The organism is Streptomyces sp. NPDC002577, from assembly GCF_053594815.1.
Genome location: NZ_JBSFWK010000004.1, coordinates 79,702 through 97,554 on the forward strand (window position 1 = coordinate 79,702; position 17,853 = coordinate 97,554).

Genomic DNA, 17,853 nt, shown 5'->3' on the forward strand with positions numbered 1-17,853 from the left:
TGCCGGGCCTCTCCCCGGGCCCGGCACCCCCTTCCTCCTGAGCCCGCTTCGCAGCACAACCAGATTCCCGAAGGTGACTCCATTCCGATGACAACCTCACTTCCTGACACGACGGCCGAGACCGCGCCCGTCGTCGCTCGACCGAAGCAGTCCGAGAGCTGGCTGTCACAACTGCGGCACCGTCCCGAGGCGGGCGCGCTCATCGGAACTATCACCGTCTTCGTCTTCTTCGCGATCTTCGGTGGTACCAAGTTCCTGGCTCCGGCGGGTGCGGCGAGCTGGCTGAATATCGCCGCGGAGCTGGGCATCATCGCCATCCCGGTCGGTCTGCTGATGATCGCCGGTGAGCTGGACGTGTCGGTGGGCTCGGTGCTGGCGGGCAGCTCGATGACGCTGGCGATCGTCTCCGGGTACTGGGGCGCGCCGGTGATCGTGGGTATCGTCCTCGCGCTGGGGCTGGGTCTGCTGGTCGGACTCCTCAACGGCGTTCTGGTGACCCGCACCAACGTGCCCTCGCTGGTCATCACGCTGGCCACGCTGTCCGGTATGGCGGGTTTGACGCTGGGCCTGTCTCGTGTCACGACCGGCACGACGAGTGTTCCGATCAGTCCGGACCCGCTGTCGAAGGCGGTGTTCGGCACGCTGATCGCCGGTCAGTTCGAGGTGGCGATCTTCTGGTGGCTGGGTATCGCGGTCGTGGTGACGGTGCTGCTGCAGCTGATGAAGTACGGTAACTGGATCTTCGCGATCGGCGGGGACAAGGAGAGCGCGCGGGCGACCGGTATCCCGGTCGACAAGGTCAAGATCGCCCTCTACATGGCCAGTGGCTTCGGTGCCGCGCTGGTCGGTGTGATCCAGACGATCCTCTACAACGGTGCGCAGGTCGCCAACGGCCAGTCCTTCGTCTTCAACTCCATCATCGCGGTGGTCGTCGGCGGTGTGCTGCTGACGGGTGGCTACGGCTCCGTCTTCGGTGTAGTCCTCGGCACGCTGACGTTCGCGATCGTCAACCAGGGCATCTACTACACGGGTTGGAACTCGGACTGGGCCAGCCTGATCCTCGGCATCCTCATCCTCGCCGCGGTCCTGATGAACAACACGTTCCGCCGCCTCGCCCTGTCCTACAAGCCCCGCACTGCGAAGAAGGCATGACCATGACGACCCCCCTTCTGCGTCTGACCGACGTCAACAAGTCGTTCCTCGGCACCAACGCACTCGCGGATATCTCCCTGGAGGTGGACGCCGGGAAGGTGCTGTGCCTGCTGGGTGACAACGGCGCCGGCAAGTCCACCCTGATCAAGATTCTCTCGGGGTTCCACAAGCCGACGTCCGGCACGATCGAGGTCAACGGCAAGCCGGTCGAGTTCGACAGCCCGCGGGATGCGAGTGCCCAGGGCATTGCCACCGTGCATCAGTTCGGCGGCACGTTCCCGCTGATGGGTGTCGGCCGGTGCTTCTTCGTGGGTGCCGAACCCACCAAGGGCTTTGGGCCGTTCAAGCTGTTCGACAAGAAGCTCGCGGGTGAGATCGCGGTTCGCGAGATGCAGTCGTTGGGCATCACCCGGGTCACTGACGGCAACCGGCTGGTCGGCAGCCTGTCCGGTGGTGAGCGCCAGGCGCTGGCGATCGCGCGTGCCGTTTACTTCGGCGCCAACGTCCTCATCCTCGACGAGCCCACAGCGGCGCTGGGCGTGAAGGAGGCGGCGCACGTTCTGCGGATCGTGATGCAGGCGCGGGCCAAGGGCGTCGCGGTCATCCTGGTCACCCACAACGTCCGCCACGCCATGATGGTCGGCGACCACTTCGCCGTTCTCATCCGCGGTCAGAAGGCCGACGATTTCCGCAAGGGCGAGCGCACTCGTGAGGAGATCACCGACCTGATGGCCGGTGGCGAGGCCATGTCCCACCTGGAGGCCGAACTCGCCCAGCTCCAGGCCGACGCCGACACCGCCGTGTGAGCGTATGAGCGTGTGGGGCACGGTTGAGGACCGTGCCTCACGCTGCGTCTTCCTGTCTTCCTTCAACCGGCGAGCAGGGGGTGAGTCCCCCTGCTCGCCGCGTTGTCCGACGCGCTGGGCCCTTTGGCTGAGTGTCACGGGGTCCCTTGCCGAGCGAGCTGCTCAGGGCTGAGTCGCCCTGAGCAGCTCGCTCGTCTGCTCTTGCGTACGGGTTGGGCACATAGATGCGGTGGCAGGACGCGGGAGCCGATGGTGGCGTTCGGCATCGTCGAGTCAACAGGCGTGGGTTGCCGGCCTGAAGCCGATGTCGTTTACCGGACAGCGAGCACCTCGCGGACCTGGCCGACGATGCCGGAAGACTGTGAGCCGTCCACCCCCCACGCCTTCCGAAGCCGGGCGGACCATGGTGGAGGCGCACCGAGGATGCCCGTCGCCCTGGTCACCTGGCGAAAGGCGGCCCGCCCCCGAAAACAATCCCGTCCCGTCGCGCGCCCTGACCTGCAACAATCGGCGCATGCAGTCAGCGCGGGCGGCGACCCTCACCGAAGTGGCACGCCGGGCGGGTGTGTCACTGACCACTGCGTCCAAGGCCATCAACGGCCGGGCACGGGTGTCCGCCGAGACCCGCGGGCGCGTACTCAAGGCCGCCCGAGAACTGTCCTACACACCCAACGGCATAGCGCGCAGCCTGATCACCGGACGCAGCGGCACCGTGGGGCTGGTGGTGGTGGACAGCCTGGCGCAGCGCTTTGCCCTGCCGATTCTGCTCGGTGCCGAGGAGGCGCTCGGCGAGATCGACCTCAGCATGATCATCGGCGATGCCCGGGGGGACGAGACGCGACTGCGGCAGATCGTCGATCGTTTCCGGGAACGCAAGGTCGACGGCGTGCTTGTGGTCGGGGACAACAACGCGCCCACGCCGGGCATAGGTCGACTCGGCCCCCCCGTCGTCTACGTGTACGGCGAGACCGGCGAGGGCAACGACGTGGTGCACGTGCCCAACGACCTGTCGGGCGCCGGCGCCGCGACGGAACACGTCCTCGAGCTGGGCCGTCGCCGGCCGGCGGTGATCACGGGCCCGCAGTCGGGGCGAGCGGTCGTCGAGCGCGGGAAGGGCGTTGACGCGGCCCTGCGGCGAAGCGGTGTCGAGCCGGCGCACAGCGTGCTGCACACGCCGTGGTCGCAGCGGGCCGGGCGTGTCGCCGCCGAACAACTGCTGGCGCAGGCTCCGGACGTCGACGCGATCATCTGCGGTTCCGACCAGCTCGCCATGGGGGCGGCGGAAGCCGTGCGCGCCTCGGGCCGGAGGGTGCCGGACGACATTGCGATCACCGGATTCGACAACTGGGCGGTGTTCGCCCTGGAGACCGATCCGCCTTTGACCACGGTGGACATGAACCTGCAGACACTCGGCGCCGCGGCCGTGCGCGACCTCTTCGGCATGATCGACGGCGAGCCGGTCGGTGGTGGTGTGCGGCTGCACTCCTGCACGCTGGTGGTCAGGGGATCGACCGCGTCCGGCTGACCTGCCGAGAGACCCCCGGCGCCCTTGGCCCGGGCGCGAAGCGAACTGCAACGGTCCGCGAGGGCAGGCGATCCGATGTGCCGTCGATGGGGAAGCGTTACCTCACAGGGTTCGCTTTGCTCGCGCTGTGCGCGTGTTCCCTTCTATTGACACGGCTCTCACTGTGCGGAAACATCGCCGCAACTTCGATGCCTCAAAGGGTAATTGATCTGGCATTTCAGAAACCGCTGCCGCAGGACACCGCTCTTGAGGCCTGCGGCTCCTCCTGCGCTGCGACGCCGGGAAAGGTCGAACAGCTATGGGGAAACGCTTCCCCGCATCCCTTCAGTACTCATCCCCGTCCGGCAAATCCCCAGGAAGGGAAGGAACCCCGTGTTCCGGCGATCTACTACGGCACGTCGCTTTCGAGCGGCGCCCATACCCCCGCACGCGGCCCCGCACGTACCTGCGAGAAGCGGTCGGCTGACGCGCCACACCGCGGCCACGACCGTGATGGCGTCCCTGATGGCGCTGCTCGGTCTCGCCACGGCGGCCCCGGCACACGCCGCGGGCAACACGCTCACGGTCAACGTCGGCACGGCCGTGCGCCCCGTCACCCACGTGGCCGCCGGCGGGCTCTACGGTGTCGACACCGGCAGCAACCCGCCACTGAGCCAGCTGTACCCGCTGCACGTCAACAACTTCACCCAGCCCCCGCCGGGCACCCAGCAGTTGGGTAACGGGGCAACCTCGCCGTGCTGTGACGCGCTCCAGGTCGCGAGCAAGATCACCGACGCGGGCGGCCAACAGTACGTTCGGCTGCCCGACATCTTCAGCAACTTCCCCTACAACTGGGTGAGCTGGGCCGACTGGGAATCGAAGGTCCGCACGATGGTGCAGGCCCGTATGGACGCCACCGGCACCACGAACATCGCGGGCTACGAGATCTGGAACGAGCCCGACGCGAACTGGACGACCAGCACAGGCGGCAACGCCGGCTCGTTCGACGCCATGTGGACGCGCACCTACGGCGACATCCGGGCCATCGACACCCGCACACCGATCGTGGGTCCGGGCGCGAGCAGCTACGACCACAGCTGGATGCTCGACTTCATGCAGAACGCCAAGAACACCAACACGCTTCCGGCGGTCGCGGTGTGGCACGAACTCGGGAACCTGGGCTACCAGAACATCCAGGCGCACGTCGACGACTTCCGCAGCATCGAGACCTCGCTGGGGCTGTCGCACCGGCCGATCTCGATCAACGAGTACGCGTCCCCGACGCAGGTCGACCAGCCGAGCATCGGCGTGCACTACATGGCCTCGCTGGAGCGGGCCGGCGTGCACGACGCCGAGCGTGCCTACTGGTACGAGGCCGGCACGATGGACGGCCTGCTCTACAACAACCAGCCGACGGCGTCCTACTGGGCGTACAAGTGGTACGGCGACCAGTCCGGCAACATCGTCCAGACGGTTCCCCAGTCCTGGCTCGACGGCGTCGCCTCGTACGACGCAAGCCGCAAGCAGGTCAACGTGGTCTTCGGCGGCGACAGCGGCGACAACGCGGTGAAGGTGAACGGACTCGGTGCCCTCGGTTCACAGGTCACCGTGACGCTCTCACGCACCGAGAACACAGGTCGTACGACGAACGAAGCCGCTCCGATCACCGTGTCGACCGCGACGTACACCGTCGGTTCGGACGGCAGCATCACCGTGCCGGTGAGCGGCATGGACGCCGTCAAGGCGTACCAGCTCCTCATCACGCCGACGACCGGTACGCCGACGTGGCAGCAGACCTACGAGGCGGAGAACGCGACGGTCGTCAACGCCAACCGGCTGAGCTCCACCAATGCCTCGAACGGCGGTTACGTCGGTCAGATCGACAACAAGACCGACATGCGTGACGACAGCTTCGTGGACTTCCTCGTCAACGTGCCCACTGCCCGCTCGTACACGATGACCGTCAAGTACGCGAACGCCACGGGAGCCAACTCCACGCAGGGCCTGGCATACAACGGCGGCTCCTGGTCCACCGTCACCTACCCGCAGACCAGCTCGGGATGGGGCAACCCGACCGGCGCGGTCACCGTCAACGTCAATCTCCACGCCGGTTACAACATGATTCGTCTGGCCAAGGGATCGCCTGGCTTCTCGGGAGGCACCGGGTACGCAGAGCTCGACAGCATCACGCTCTCCTGAGGGCTGAGCGTCGGCAAGGGCCGTTCCGCCTGCGGAACGGCCCTTGCCGCATGCGGCGACGGCGCGAACCTCTGCGGCCTGTGGGGCCGCAGCCTGCCGGTGGGGTTGTGGTCAGCGTGTTCGTGCACGCTGCGCTGGAAGCGGGGGAACTGCGGTTGACCGTCCGGTCACAGGTGATCACGCCGGTGTACAACGAACTGCGGGTCGCCGGCACGCCGGTCGTTAAGCGTGGGCCCCGTCTGCTCGGCTGGCTCGTGGCCCAATCGATACTGGACGCGGTCGCGGGTCCGGTCGCGCTGTGGCGGTTCGTGACTCGGCTCGGGCTCGGTGGACGGCGTGAGGAGGGCAGGGCCGAGGGGAAGGATCCGGTCAGTCTGCCCGACCGATACTCCACTGAGGAAGTCACCGACATGCACCAGAGCGACGATGCCAAGCGGCACGTCGTGCTGACGCAGACCTGCATCTTCCGGACCGTCTCCGAGTACCTCGAAGAGGTGGGTGTCGACACCGCCCCGTACGAGCGCCAGGTCGCAGCGGTCATCACCAACATTCAGGTCTACGGCGACAACAACGCGCCCCAGATTCTCCCCAGCGGCCTGAGGGAGGCTACGACACGGGTCTTCGTCGCTCCCAGCCTGCAGGGCATGCGCCCGTCTCGCCGATTACTCAGAGCCAGTCCTTGCGCTTGAAGATGAGGTACAAACTGGCACATACGATCGCCATAAGGACCAGAGCGAAGGGGTATCCGAGTACCCAGTGCAACTCCGGCATCTCCCTGAAGTTCATGCCGTAGATCGTCCCGACCAGTGTCGGAGCGAACAGAATCGCTGCCCATGAAGAGATCTTCTTGATCTCCTCGTTCTGCTCGAAGCCCGCCTCCGCCAGCGCCCGCATCTCCGCGTTCTGCTGCTGGGTCACCAGGGTCGCGTTGACCGTGAGGATGTCCGCCAGGGCCTGGCGGAAGCCGTCGACGCGCTCGCTGGTGTGGGTGACGTGGTCGGCGACGTCGCGGAGATAGCGCTGGAGTTCGTCGTCCGTGCCGTATTTCGTGAAGCCGGCCATCAGGCCGTGCAGCATGCCGACGAGGGGGCGGGTCGAGCGCTGGAACTCGACCATTTCGCGGGAGAGTTCGTAGATGCGGCGGGACACCTCGGGGTCGCCGCGGAAGACCTCGGTCTCGATCTCGTCGATGTCGTTCTGCACGCCGGCGACGACGGGCGCGTAGCCGTCGACGACCGCGTCGAGGATGGCGTACAGGACGGCCTCCGGGCCGAGCTTGAGCAGCTCGGGGGTCTCCTCCATACGGCGGCGCACGGCCGACAGGTCCGGGGCCGCGCCGTGCCGGACCGTGATGACGAAGTCGGGGCCGACGAACACGTGCAGCTCGCCGAAGTCGACCTCCTCGGGCGCGTCGAGATAGCGGGCGGCGCGCAGGACGACGAAGAGCGTCTCGCCGTAGCGCTCCAGCTTTGGGCGCTGGTGGGCCTCCATGGCGTCCTCGACCGCGAGCGGGTGCAGGTCGAACTCGGCCGCCAGGGAGAGCAGCTCGGCCTCGGTCGGGCGGGCCAGGCCGATCCACGCCATGCCGTCCTGCTGCTTGCGCAGCTCGTGGAACGTTTCCGCGAGAGAGGCCGGGGCCGAGACGCGTACGCCGTCGCGGTACAGCACCGCCTGCACGATGCTGTCGACCTCCGCGGCCGGGTCGGCGGAGGCGTCCCGCGGCGGCTGCGGCGGCGCGGGCTCGGCGGCCGGCGGCGGGGGAGAGGCCGTCGCCCGCCGCCATGCGTACTTCCGTGCGATCCTGCGAGCCGCTACGGGGCGCCCTCGTCGCTCTGACATCGCGGCAGCCTCCCGTGCCTGTATCACTTCGCGTATCGATGTGCCGCCGGTCCTTATCGGCCGCTTTGACAGGACTGTAGCTGTCCGCAATCCGGGCTAGCGTGCGGGGCATGACGAAGACGACGACTTCGGCGGCGCCCGTGCTCGGCACCCGGGAGCTCAACCGGGCCACGCTCGACCGTCAACTGCTCCTGCGCCGGGCGACCTTGTCCGCACGCGACGCCGTCGAGCACCTGGTCGGCCTGCAGGCGCAGAACGTCAGGCCGCCGTACGTCGCCCTGGCCGCGCGGCTCGACGGATTCGGCCCCGAGGAGCTCTCCGCGCTGATGGCCTCCCGTGAGGTCGTCCGCATCGTCACCATGCGGTCCACCATCCACACCCACACCGCCGACGACTGCCTCACACTGCGGCCGCTGGTGCAGGCCGCACGCGACCGGGAGCTGAACCAGTTCCGCGAGGGGCTTTCCGGCGTGGACCTGGACCGGCTCGCCGAGCTCGGCCGTGAGCTGGTCGAGGCCGCGCCACGCACCGTGAAGCAGCTGCGTGCGGCGCTGCTCGCCGAGTGGCCCGAGGCCGATCCGCAGGCACTCACCCTCGCCGCCCGCTGCAAGCTGCCCCTCGTCCAGGCCACCCCGCGCGGCATGTGGCGGCACAGCGGCCAGGTCGTCCTCACGACCGCGGAGAAGTGGCTGGGCCGCCCCAGCGAGCAGGCCCCGGAGCCGGACGCCACCGTCCTGCGCTACCTCGCCGCCTTCGGCCCCGCCTCCGTCAAGGACATGCAGACCTGGGCCGGCCTGACCCGGCTGCGGGACGCCTTCGAGCGGCTGCGGCCCCGGCTGCTCACCTTCCGCGACGAGCGGGGCACCGAACTCTTCGACCTCCCCGACGCACCGCGCCCCGCACCCGACGTCCCCGCACCGCCCCGCTTCCTGCCCGAGTTCGACAACCTGCTGCTCTCCCACGCCGACCGCACCCGGGTCGTGCCCGCCGAGCACAAGGGCCGCAGCTGGAAGGCGAACCAGGCCTTCTGCACGCTGCTGGTCGACGGCTTCCTGGCGGGCGTATGGCGGCTTCAGGAGAGCAGGGACGGCGCGGCGGCGACGCTGACGATCGAGCCCTTCGACGCCCTGACCCGGGTGCAGCGGGACGAAGTCGCTGCGGAGGGGGAGCGGATGCTGAAGGTGATGACGGACGCGTCCTCGTACGACATCCGGTTCGGAACCGTGGTCGCGTAAGGGCTGCCGCCGCGGGCAGGGGGCTCAGTCCGCGCGGCCCGTCACCGCGACCGTCACACCCAGGCCGATCATGGTGAAGCCGCCGGCACCGCCGATGAGCGACAGGCGCCGGTCGGAGCGGGCGAACCAAGCGCGTGCCGCGGACGCCGTCAGCCCCCACAGCGTGTCCGTGACCAGGCCGATGCCGATCGGGACCAGCCCCAACAGCAGCATCTGCGTGGGCAGACGACCCGCCGTGCGGTCGACGAACTGCGGCAGCACCGCCGCGAAGAAGACGATGCCCTTGGGGTTCGTCACACCGACGAGGACACCGTCGAGGACGGTACGCAGATCGCCGTGCGCCGCGGCGTCGGACGGCACGGCCCTGATGGCGTCGGCCGTCAGCTCCTTGCGGTGCCGGAACGCCTGCACGCCGAGGAACACCAGATACGCGGCGCCCGCCAGCTTCACCGCCATGAACACCGCGACGGACCGCTCCACGACCGAGCCGACCCCGAACGCGACGGCCACGACCAGCAGATACGAGCCGAAGACATTCCCCAGCGCGGTCGCCACGGCGGTCCGCCGGCCGTGTGCCAGGGCCCGGCCGATGACGAACAGCACGCTCGGCCCCGGGATGACGATCACCAGCAGCGACATCGCGGCGAAGGCCAGGAACCGGTCCGTGGACACCATGCCCATCACCTCCAACGCCCGCCATTCAACCGCACGCCTCCCGTCATGGAGGGGGTTCTGCGGGGCCGAGCCGCTCAGTCAGTTCCCGAGGGCCTCGCAGACGTTCTCCTCGGGGCCCCGCCGTACCGAGAAGCTACGGCGCCCGTCGACGGCGAACTCCATGACGTGGATGCCGTCGACGACGTAGTAGCCCTTCGGGAAGTCGTCCCCCTCGCGGATGCCGAAGCCGACGGGGCCGACCGCGGTGTAGCGCAGGAAGGTGCCGTCGGTGCGGTACTCGGGGAAGCCGCGGCCGCCCGTGTCGCGCTCCACGGACGCGCCGGTGTCGCCGTTGACGTACGCGACGACCAGCGGACCCTCGTACTCCTCGCGCTTGACGGCGCCGTCCGGGTAGCGCTCCAGGACCCGCTTGCGGATGTCCTGCTCCACGACCTTCAGCTGCAGCGGGAAGGAGCAGTAGCGGCCGGCGGGAGCGGAGAACTCCTGCTGCACGTAGGGCTCCCAGGGTTCGGCCCCCGTCGGGTTGCCCGGCAACGGGCTGTCGGCTGCGGCCGTCGATACGGGGAGCAGGGTCGTCGCGCATACCGTCGCCAGCAGGACAGCGGCACGTCTCATGGTGAATCCCTTTCCGTTGCGGTGGATGGCGGTGCAGTACGTGTGCGGTGCATGGGTGGTGCGGTGCGGTGGACTGCGGTGCAGCGGATGCGCGCGACCCAATCGGAAGCGCTCCCACGCGTCAAGGTCGCCAGCGGGCTCGTGTGCCCCAATGTCCTGCTCTGCAGGGGAATTCGACGCGTTCCGTGCGGGACATGCGGGTGAAACACGGCGGCCCTACCTTGGTTGAACCGATCGGTTCAACGCTGCGTTCGCGCAGGAGACACTGGACCCACGTCAAGGGGAGTCGGAAATGGACGTCAGTTCCGCAAGCTTCATCCCGCGCCGGGTGGCCGGTGCCGCCGAGGCCCGCGAAGTGCTCGCCGCCGAGGGTGCGGCCATCGTGACGGGACTCGGCGACGAGCGGTCGGCCGTCGCGTTCGGCCGTGAGGTCATGGGTGACAAGGCCGTGCGTATCGGTACGCAGTTCGAGGCCACCAAGGCGCACGGTGACAAGGAGGCGGCGAAAGTGGCCATGCAGCCCGCCGACTCGCGCGGCCGCAAGCGCAGTTTCGCGCCCACCGAGGAGCGGATGGTCGCGCACAACGACGGTTTCGCGTTCGGCGACTACGCGCCCGACCACCTGTTCCTGTGGTGCGAGCGCCCCGCGGCCAAGGGCGGCGACTCCTTCCTCATCGACACCTCCCGGCTGCTCGATCTGCTCGGCGCCGACCCGGAGTGGGCTGCCATCGCCGACTTCTGCCGCGGCATCGACATCGACCACTCCGAGCCCAACTTCCCGCAGAGCGTCTACACGCCCATCGCCCGCACCGTGCCCTCCGGGCGCTTCCAGGGCCGCTACCACCCGTATCTCGCACCGGTCGAGGGTCCGTCGGAGGCCGAGCACTGGACCTTCGTACGCAGGTGGGAGGAGGCGGTCGTCGCCGCGCGCGACACCGGACCCATGTTCCGGGTCGAGGCGGGCGACATGATCTGCATCGACAACTACCGCGTCCTGCACGGGAGGGACGGCCATGGTGATCCCCGGCGCAGGGTCTGTTCGATCTGGGGCTGGTCGACGGATGCGATGGCGATTCCGGACGGGCCGCTCGACATCGTGGTGCCGAAGCTGCCGATGAGCGCGTAGCGCGGCGAGGTCGGCGGGAACGAGCCGACGGCGACGGGGCCCGCGAACGGCGCGCTGCCCGGCCTCCACGCGGGACGGGCCGTCTACGGGCGGCCCATTCGGGCCTCAGCGTCCGCCGAGCGGTGCCGCTGTCCTCGCCTTCTTCGCCCTGGCCGCCAAGGAGGCGGCCGCCGCCGCGTTCACGCGGATGGTCGCCGCGCGGTCCCCTGCCGTGAGCAGGTCCAGTTGGAGGCCGCGCCACAGTGAGACCAGCTCGCGCGCAAGATCGTCGGCCGCGCCCGCCGGTACGCCGTCGGCCCGCAGCGCGGCCGCCGCCCGTTCGCGCCAGTCCTTGGCGACGGCTCCGAGGAACGCGTCGAAGCGGCCGCGCTGGTACCCCGCGAGGCCCAGCACCTCGAAGAAGACGCGGTGGAAGGGAAGGTTCTCGTCCGCCGACAGCGTCTCCCACGCCGCCTCGAGCCGGGCTCGCAGCGGCCGCGACCGGTCCTCGAGGAGTTCGAAGACCGGCTCGAGCAGCGGAAAGCGGCGGCCCGCCTCCGTGAGCGCCGCCGTGATCAGTTCCTCCTTGGACCCGAAGTAGTACAGCAGCATGCGGTTGTTGCTGCCGACGGCCTGGGCGATGCCGCGTAGGGACAGGCCGGCGACACCGTGCGCCAGGATGTGGTCGGCGCTCAGCCGCAGCAGGCGTGCGCGCTCGCTCTCCTCCGGATCAGGGGACATGTCTCGCACTCTAACCGGGCTGATGACCGGGGGTTCGGGGGGTGTGTGCGGGCGCTCATGACCGGCTGATTTCAGCCCGTCCGGCGCTTGAGGACGAGCCCGCCAAGTCGATGGGGGTCTGGGGGCGGAGCCCCCCGGCGGCCGGATCGGGCCGAACGGTCGCGGTCGGCCGGCGCGTGCAGGGTGGGGCGGTCGCGTGCGGACCGCCGGGGCGTAACGGTTCGGCTCAGCCGTCGCAATGCCCGTGAAACCGGCTCGTCCTACCGTCCATGAACCGATTGGTTCACGAGCAAGGAGGGGCCTTCATGGCCACCACCGGAATCAGCGAGTCACCTCCCGCCGTACCGGCACCGCCCGTCTCCGCCGCGCTGGAACTGCGCGGGGTGACCAAGGAGTTCAGACTTCGCCGCTCGCGTACCGTCACCGCGCTCGAGTCCGTCGACCTGACGGTTGGACACGGCGAGTTCGTCGCCCTGCTCGGGCCGTCGGGCTGCGGCAAGTCGACCGTGCTGCGCATGGTCGCCGGCCTCGAGGAACCCACGTACGGCGAAGTGCTCGTCGAGGGCGGTGCGCCCGCCGAACTCGTGCGCGGCCACCGGCTGGGCATCGCCTTCCAGGAGCACGCCCTGCTCCCGTGGGCGAGCGCGTACGACAACATCGCGTTGCCTTTCCGGGTCGCGGGCCGGCCCCTGGACGCCGAACGGGTCACCGAGCTGCTGAAACTCGTCGGACTCGAAGGGTTCGCCGACGCGCGGCCCCGGCAGCTGTCGGGCGGCATGCGGCAGCGGGTCGCCATCGCACGCGCCCTCGTCCTGCACCCCGAAGTGCTGCTGCTCGACGAACCATTCGGCGCCCTGGACGCCGTCACCCGGCGGCGCATGAACTTCGAGCTCGCCCGCATCTGGGCCGATCAGCGCATCACCACGCTGCTCGTCACGCACGACGTGGACGAGGCCGTGCTGCTCGCCGACCGCGTCGTCGTACTCACCGGCCGGCCCGGCACCGTACGCCACGTCGAGGAGATCACCCTGCCGCGGCCCCGCGACAAGGCGCTCGCACGGAACGCCGAGTTCCATGACATCGTCGACCGGCTGACCGCCCTCCTCGACGAGGGGGCCGAGTGAACCGCGCCCGCACCGCACTGCTCACCGCCCTCGGCACCCTGCTGCTGCTCGCGGCCATGGAGGCCGCCGGGCGGCTCGGTGTGCTCGGGGAGAGCTGGCCGCCGCTCACCCAGGTCGTCGCCGCCCTCGGCGACCCGATCACCCGCGATCTGCTGGGCCGCGCGCTCGCCGCCACCGCGACCGCCGCGGGCACCGGATTCGCCGCCGGCGCGCTCGTCGCACTCGCCGTCGCCGTGACGGGCGTGCTGCTGCCGGTCCTCCAGCCCGGGCTCGACCGGCTGGCCGCCGTCGTCCACGCCGTGCCGCTCATCGCGCTCGGCCCGCTGCTGATCACCACCGTCGGCCGCGAGGGCACCCCCTCCGTGATCGCCGCGCTGGCCGCCGGCTTCGCGGTGTTCGTCGCCGCCACGTCCGGCCTGGGCGCCGCGAGCGAGGCCCACCGCGATGTGTTCCGCGCCCTGGGCGCATCCCGGCGCAGCACGCTCGTGCGCCTCCAACTCCCCGCCGCCGTACCGCTGCTGCTCGACGGGCTGGCGCTCGCCGCGCCCGCGGCGGTGCTGGGAGCCGTCGTCGGCGACTGGTTCGGCGCACCGCGTGGTCTCGGCGTTCTGCTGGTCAGCTCGATGCAGAACTTCCAGACGGAGCTCATGTGGTCGGCTGCCCTGTCCGCCGCCGCGATCTCCCTCCTCGCGTACGCCGCACTGGCCGGCCTGCGCGTGGCGGCAGCCCGGAGGTTCGCATGAACGGACGTGCACCACAGACGACCGGCAGGGCGGGCGCGACCCGCACGGCGCATGTCATGGGCAAGGCGGGTGCGGTCGGCAAGACGGGTGTGACCGGCAAGGCCGGGGTGACCGGCACGTCGGCGGTGAAGGCCGGGACGGTGGTCCCGGGCGGCGCCATGACGGCGCACGTCAGCACGGCCCTGCAGGCCATCGGCCGTCTGCTGTCACGCTACTGGACCGTTCTCGCCCTCGTTGCCGCCTGGGGCTTGTGGGTGCGGACGCAGCAGCTCAACCAGATCGTCGCGCCCACCCCGGCCGCCGTGTTCGGCGATGTGCTCGGCAACCCCGGTGCCTACGCCCCCGACCTCGGCTGGACGCTCCTCAACGCGGTGATGGGCGTGGCGCTGGGCATGCTGCTCGGGCTGGCCGGCGCCCTGCTGGTGTGGACGTCTCCGGTCCTGTCCGGGCTGATGACGCCCTTGGCACTCATCATGCGCTCGGTGCCCGTGGTCGCGATGATCCCCGTGATAGCCCGCGTCGTCGGCTTCGGCACCGCGGCCGTACTGACGATCACCACGGTGGTCTCGTTCTTCCCCGCCTTCGTCATGGCGGGTTCGGGGCTGCGTGCCGCGCCCGCCGCGACCCGCGACGTCTTCAGCGTCCTCGCCGCCTCGCGCCCGACCCGGCTGCGGCTGCTCCTGCTGCCGCACGCCGTGCCCGCTCTGCTCGTCGCCCTCCGGTTGACCGCGCCCACCGCCGTACTGGCCGCCATGCTCGCCGAGTATCTGCTGGGAACCCACGGCCTCGGGCAGCTCTTCGCCCGGTCCGTCACGTTCATGGACCCCGCCCGTGCCTGGGGCACGGCCCTGGTCGCCACCGTCGTGTCCGTCCTGTGCTTCGTCGGGGCGCGGGCCGCGGAACGCCGGGGAACCGCTCGCTTCAGCTGACCTCACGCCACCCATGCTCCGTCCTCAAGTGTCTGTGGAAGGAACGCCCGTGTCGCCACGCCCAGATGTCTCCCGCCGAGCTCTCCTACGCGCGGCGGGCGCCTCCGGACTCGCTCTCGGAGCCGGGGGGCTGCTCAGCGCCTGCGGCTCCGCCGACTCGTCCGGCACCGCTTCCGGGGCCGCCGGAGCCAAATCCGCCACCGTCAAGGTCGCCCTCGGCTGGATCAAGAACGTCGAGTTCGCGGGGTTCTGGCTGGCCGACCACAAGGGTTACTACGCGGACGAGAACCTCACCGTCGAGTTCCAGGCCGGCGGCCCCAACACCCCCGACCCGACGCAGTCGGTGTCCGCGGGCTCAGCCGACATCGGGGTCCACGCCAACATGCAGACGCTGCTGGAGTCGATCCCCAAAGGCAACGACTTCGCGCTCCTCGGCGCGGTCTTCCAGACCAGCCCCGGCGGACTCCTCTCGCTTGCCGCGGACCCGGTGACCGAGCCGAAGGACCTGCTGGGCGCCAAGGTGCTGGGCCAGCAGGGCACCCAGCCCCTCATCGACGCGGTCCTCACCCGCGCCGGACTCAAGAAGGACTACGACTTCACGCCGGTCGGGTACGACGTCAGCCCGCTCGTGGAGAAGCAGGGCAAGGCGTACACGTGCTTCCTCACGAACCAGCCGATCACGCTGGAGACCAAGTACGGCATGAAGAAGGGGAAGGACTACGAGGTCGTCACCTACAGCGAACTGGGCCTGCCCGCGTACTCGTCGGTCGTGTTCTGCAAGCGGACCATGCTGACCGGGCAGGCCGACGTCCTGGAACGGTTCCTGCGCGCCACGGTCCGTGGCTGGCAGGACAACGCGAAGGACCCGGAGGAGGCCGCGAAGCTCGCCGTCACGAAGTACGGCGTCGACCTCGGCCTCGACCTCAAGCAGCAGATCAGGGAGAACGAGCTGCAGATCCCCTTCACTCACAGCGCGTTGACGAAGGAGAAGGGCCTGCTGCGCATCGATGACAAGCTGCTCGGGGGCGACATGTACGACGGCCTGAAGGCCGCCGGAGTCAAGAAGCTGCCCAGCGCCTCGAAGATCGTCGACCAGTCGGTGCTGGACGCCGTTTTCGACGGGAAGGCGACGGTGTGACAGCGATGGATGCAACAGCGGAGGCAACGGTGACGGCGGCGGTCACGGACCGGGCGACCGCCGCGGCACGGGATCTCCGGGCGCTGCCCAAGGCGCATCTCCATCTCCACCTCGAGGGTTCGATGCGGCCGGCCACCCTCGCCGATCTCGCCCGGAGCCAGGGCGCGCCGGTGCCGGACGTGTCCGCGTACGGCACCTTCAGCGAGTTCGGGCTCCGCTACCAGGAGGCTGTGTCGCTCGTCCGGGACGAGGACGGCCTGCGCCGCATCGTCCGGGAGGTGGTGGAGGATGCGGCCGCCGACGGCGCGTTGTGGGTCGAACCGGCCGTCAACCCGGTCGGGTACGCGGATCTGTTCGGCCGCAGCCCGGCCTACGCACTGGACCTCATGCTCGACGAGGCGCTCGGCACGGCGGACCGGATCGGCATCGGTTGTGGGCTCCTCGTCACCGCGCTCAGGCACCTCGATCCGCGCGAGGCCGTGGACCTGGCACGGCTCGCCGTACGACGGGCGGATGCCGGGGTGGTCGCGTTCGGGCTGGCTGCGGACGAGTCTCTGCACCCGCCCGAGCCGTTCGCCGACGCCTTCGCGCTCGCCCGCGCCGGTGGGCTGATCGCTGCGCCGCACGCCGGTGAACTCGCCGGTCCCGCCAGCGTCCTCGGCGCCCTCGACGCGCTCGGCGCACAGCGCATCCAGCACGGCGTACGGGCGGTCGAAGACCCCGGACTGCTTGCACGTCTGGCGGCGGAGGGCATCGTGCTGGACGTCTGCCCGACCTCCAACACCCGCCTGGGCGTCGTCGAATCCCTCACCGCCCACCCCCTGCCCGACCTGCTCGCCGCCGGGGTGCGCTGCACGATCGCCGCCGACGACTCGCTGCTCTTCGGGCCCGGCCTGCTCGACGAGTACGAGACGGCCCGCACCGTCCTCTGCCTGACGGACCGCCAGCTCGCCGCCGTCGCCGAAGACTCCCTGCGGGCGTCCGGCGCTCCGGCGGACACGGTGGCCGAGGCCCTGAAGGGCGTGCGAGCCTGGCTGGGCTGACCGAGAGGACGGACAACGACCGTACAGCCGAGACAAGGAGGGGCGCCGCGGCCCGCTTGTGGCAGTCCGCGACGCCCCGGCGCACCTGAGGGTTCTCAGGAGTCGATCACAAGGTGGTCAGGAGGCGATCAGGAGTTGATCTGTGCCGTCACCAGGGAGGAGAAGGTGGTCAGCCGCGTGTAGACGCCGGGGTAGTCCGCGTCCGCGCAGCCGTAGCCCCAGGACGTGATGCCCGCGAGCCTGCCGCCGATGACGAGCGGACCGCCGCTGTCGCCCTGGCAGGTGTCCACACCGCCGTCCGCGTAGCCCGCGCAGACCATGTCGGACGCGATGTACGACGAGCCGTACGCGGCCGAGCAGGTGGAGCTGGAGACCGTCGGGACGGTCGCCGTGCGCAGCTGGTTGGACGACGAGCCGCCGGAGGAGGTGGTGCCCCAGCCGAGGATGCGGGCGGTGGTGCCCGCCGCGTACACACCGGTGTCCGACGAGGAGACGTAACTGATGGGCGTGTACGGCATCGAGGTCGACAGGGTCAGGACGGCGACGTCGTCGCCCTGCTCGGCGTCGACGTAATCCGGGTGGATCCATATCTTGCTGACCGACGCGACGGTGCCGTTGGTGCCGCTGAGGTAGGTGCGGCCGCCGATGACCTTGGTGTTGCTGGTGGTCCGGCCGTCCACGCAGTGCGCGGCGGTGACCACCTTGGTCGCCGACACGAGGGTGCCGCCGCAGAACTGGCTCTGCGAGGCGTTGGTGATCTGCATGACGTACGGGTAGGCGGACGTCGTGGTGGTCGTGCCGCCGACGATGGGCTGGGGTGCGGCGACGGCGGCGGGAGCGCCCAGTGCGACGGTCGCTGCGGCGGCAGCGGTCGCCACGCAGGCGGCGGTGGCCTTCTTGACACGGGTGAGCCCGAACATGGATCTCCTCGAGGAATGCCGGTGGGGGGTGCACGGGTGGGGGGTGGTGCACCGGGCCCCCGGGGAGGGGACGCCGGTGCCCGAG

The 17,853-nt window shown here is 69.8% G+C and carries 17 protein-coding genes; 12 read left to right on the top strand and 5 right to left on the bottom strand.

What is annotated here, in order from left to right:
• Positions 1 to 87 precede the first annotated feature (87 nt).
• The 5 genes from ACWD4J_RS07910 to ACWD4J_RS07930 all read left to right on the top strand — a co-directional run bounded on the left by ACWD4J_RS07910 (position 88) and on the right by ACWD4J_RS07930 (position 6,350).
• A complete protein-coding gene (locus ACWD4J_RS07910; protein ID WP_451394443.1) occupies positions 88 to 1,152 on the top strand; it encodes an ABC transporter permease in 1,065 nt (354 codons plus the stop codon).
• A 2-nt stretch (positions 1,153 to 1,154) separates the two neighbouring features.
• Positions 1,155 to 1,958, top strand: a complete 804-nt coding sequence (locus ACWD4J_RS07915; RefSeq protein ID WP_451394444.1) for an ATP-binding cassette domain-containing protein — start codon at positions 1,155 to 1,157, stop codon at positions 1,956 to 1,958.
• A gap of 514 nt (positions 1,959 to 2,472) precedes the next feature.
• Positions 2,473 to 3,483 (top strand): LacI family DNA-binding transcriptional regulator, encoded by a 1,011-nt coding sequence (locus ACWD4J_RS07920; protein WP_451394445.1) that lies wholly within the window; start codon positions 2,473 to 2,475, stop codon positions 3,481 to 3,483.
• A 492-nt stretch (positions 3,484 to 3,975) separates the two neighbouring features.
• The gene (locus ACWD4J_RS07925) at positions 3,976 to 5,661 is read left to right on the top strand and encodes an RICIN domain-containing protein (protein ID WP_451394446.1); all 1,686 of its coding nucleotides are present in this window, start codon (positions 3,976 to 3,978) and stop codon (positions 5,659 to 5,661) included.
• A 107-nt stretch (positions 5,662 to 5,768) separates the two neighbouring features.
• Positions 5,769 to 6,350 carry a hypothetical protein gene (locus ACWD4J_RS07930; protein WP_451394447.1) on the top strand — a complete coding sequence of 194 codons (582 nt, stop codon included), beginning with the start codon at positions 5,769 to 5,771 and terminating at the stop codon, positions 6,348 to 6,350.
• On the opposite strand, the gene ACWD4J_RS07935 is transcribed toward ACWD4J_RS07930, so the two are convergent.
• The gene (locus ACWD4J_RS07935; protein WP_451394448.1) at positions 6,328 to 7,500 is read right to left on the bottom strand and encodes a magnesium and cobalt transport protein CorA; all 1,173 of its coding nucleotides are present in this window, start codon (positions 7,498 to 7,500) and stop codon (positions 6,328 to 6,330) included. The two genes, ACWD4J_RS07930 and ACWD4J_RS07935, sit on opposite strands and share 23 nt — an antisense overlap.
• Positions 7,501 to 7,610: 110 nt before the next feature.
• On the opposite strand from ACWD4J_RS07935, the gene ACWD4J_RS07940 reads away from it, so the two are divergent.
• The gene (locus ACWD4J_RS07940) at positions 7,611 to 8,735 is read left to right on the top strand and encodes a winged helix DNA-binding domain-containing protein (protein WP_451394449.1); all 1,125 of its coding nucleotides are present in this window, start codon (positions 7,611 to 7,613) and stop codon (positions 8,733 to 8,735) included.
• A gap of 24 nt (positions 8,736 to 8,759) precedes the next feature.
• On the opposite strand, the gene ACWD4J_RS07945 is transcribed toward ACWD4J_RS07940, so the two are convergent.
• Together ACWD4J_RS07945 and ACWD4J_RS07950 are read right to left on the bottom strand one after the other, a co-directional pair.
• Positions 8,760 to 9,410, bottom strand: coding sequence for a LysE family translocator (locus tag ACWD4J_RS07945; protein ID WP_451394450.1), 651 nt, complete (start codon positions 9,408 to 9,410; stop codon positions 8,760 to 8,762).
• A gap of 78 nt (positions 9,411 to 9,488) precedes the next feature.
• Positions 9,489 to 10,025 (bottom strand): hypothetical protein, encoded by a 537-nt coding sequence (locus ACWD4J_RS07950; protein WP_451394451.1) that lies wholly within the window; start codon positions 10,023 to 10,025, stop codon positions 9,489 to 9,491.
• A 292-nt stretch (positions 10,026 to 10,317) separates the two neighbouring features.
• Here ACWD4J_RS07950 and ACWD4J_RS07955 point away from each other — a divergent pair, with 292 nt between their 5' ends.
• A complete protein-coding gene (locus ACWD4J_RS07955; RefSeq protein WP_451394452.1) occupies positions 10,318 to 11,151 on the top strand; it encodes a TauD/TfdA family dioxygenase in 834 nt (277 codons plus the stop codon).
• Positions 11,152 to 11,256: 105 nt separating this feature from the next.
• On the opposite strand, the gene ACWD4J_RS07960 is transcribed toward ACWD4J_RS07955, so the two are convergent.
• Positions 11,257 to 11,871, bottom strand: a complete 615-nt coding sequence (locus ACWD4J_RS07960) for a TetR/AcrR family transcriptional regulator (RefSeq protein WP_451394453.1) — start codon at positions 11,869 to 11,871, stop codon at positions 11,257 to 11,259.
• Between the two features lie 305 nt (positions 11,872 to 12,176).
• On the opposite strand from ACWD4J_RS07960, the gene ACWD4J_RS07965 reads away from it, so the two are divergent.
• The 5 genes from ACWD4J_RS07965 to add are packed head-to-tail and all read left to right on the top strand — an operon-like array spanning position 12,177 to position 16,848.
• Entirely contained in the window at positions 12,177 to 12,995 is an 819-nt protein-coding gene (locus tag ACWD4J_RS07965) for an ABC transporter ATP-binding protein (RefSeq protein WP_451394454.1), read from the top strand.
• Positions 12,992 to 13,738: an ABC transporter permease subunit gene (locus tag ACWD4J_RS07970; RefSeq protein ID WP_451394455.1), complete on the top strand. Its 747-nt coding sequence runs from the start codon at positions 12,992 to 12,994 to the stop codon at positions 13,736 to 13,738. The genes ACWD4J_RS07965 and ACWD4J_RS07970 overlap by 4 nt, the downstream gene beginning before the upstream one ends.
• Complete coding sequence (locus tag ACWD4J_RS07975; RefSeq protein ID WP_451394456.1) at positions 13,735 to 14,667, top strand: ABC transporter permease; 933 nt, start codon at positions 13,735 to 13,737, stop codon at positions 14,665 to 14,667. The genes ACWD4J_RS07970 and ACWD4J_RS07975 overlap by 4 nt, the downstream gene beginning before the upstream one ends.
• Before the next feature lie 49 nt (positions 14,668 to 14,716).
• Positions 14,717 to 15,805 (top strand): ABC transporter substrate-binding protein, encoded by a 1,089-nt coding sequence (locus tag ACWD4J_RS07980; RefSeq protein WP_451394457.1) that lies wholly within the window; start codon positions 14,717 to 14,719, stop codon positions 15,803 to 15,805.
• A gap of 5 nt (positions 15,806 to 15,810) precedes the next feature.
• Positions 15,811 to 16,848 (top strand): adenosine deaminase, encoded by a 1,038-nt coding sequence (add, locus tag ACWD4J_RS07985; RefSeq protein WP_451394458.1) that lies wholly within the window; start codon positions 15,811 to 15,813, stop codon positions 16,846 to 16,848.
• A 128-nt stretch (positions 16,849 to 16,976) separates the two neighbouring features.
• Here add and ACWD4J_RS07990 read toward each other — a convergent pair whose 3' ends face one another.
• Positions 16,977 to 17,768: a S1 family peptidase gene (locus ACWD4J_RS07990; protein ID WP_451394459.1), complete on the bottom strand. Its 792-nt coding sequence runs from the start codon at positions 17,766 to 17,768 to the stop codon at positions 16,977 to 16,979.
• Positions 17,769 to 17,853: the final 85 nt, after the last annotated feature.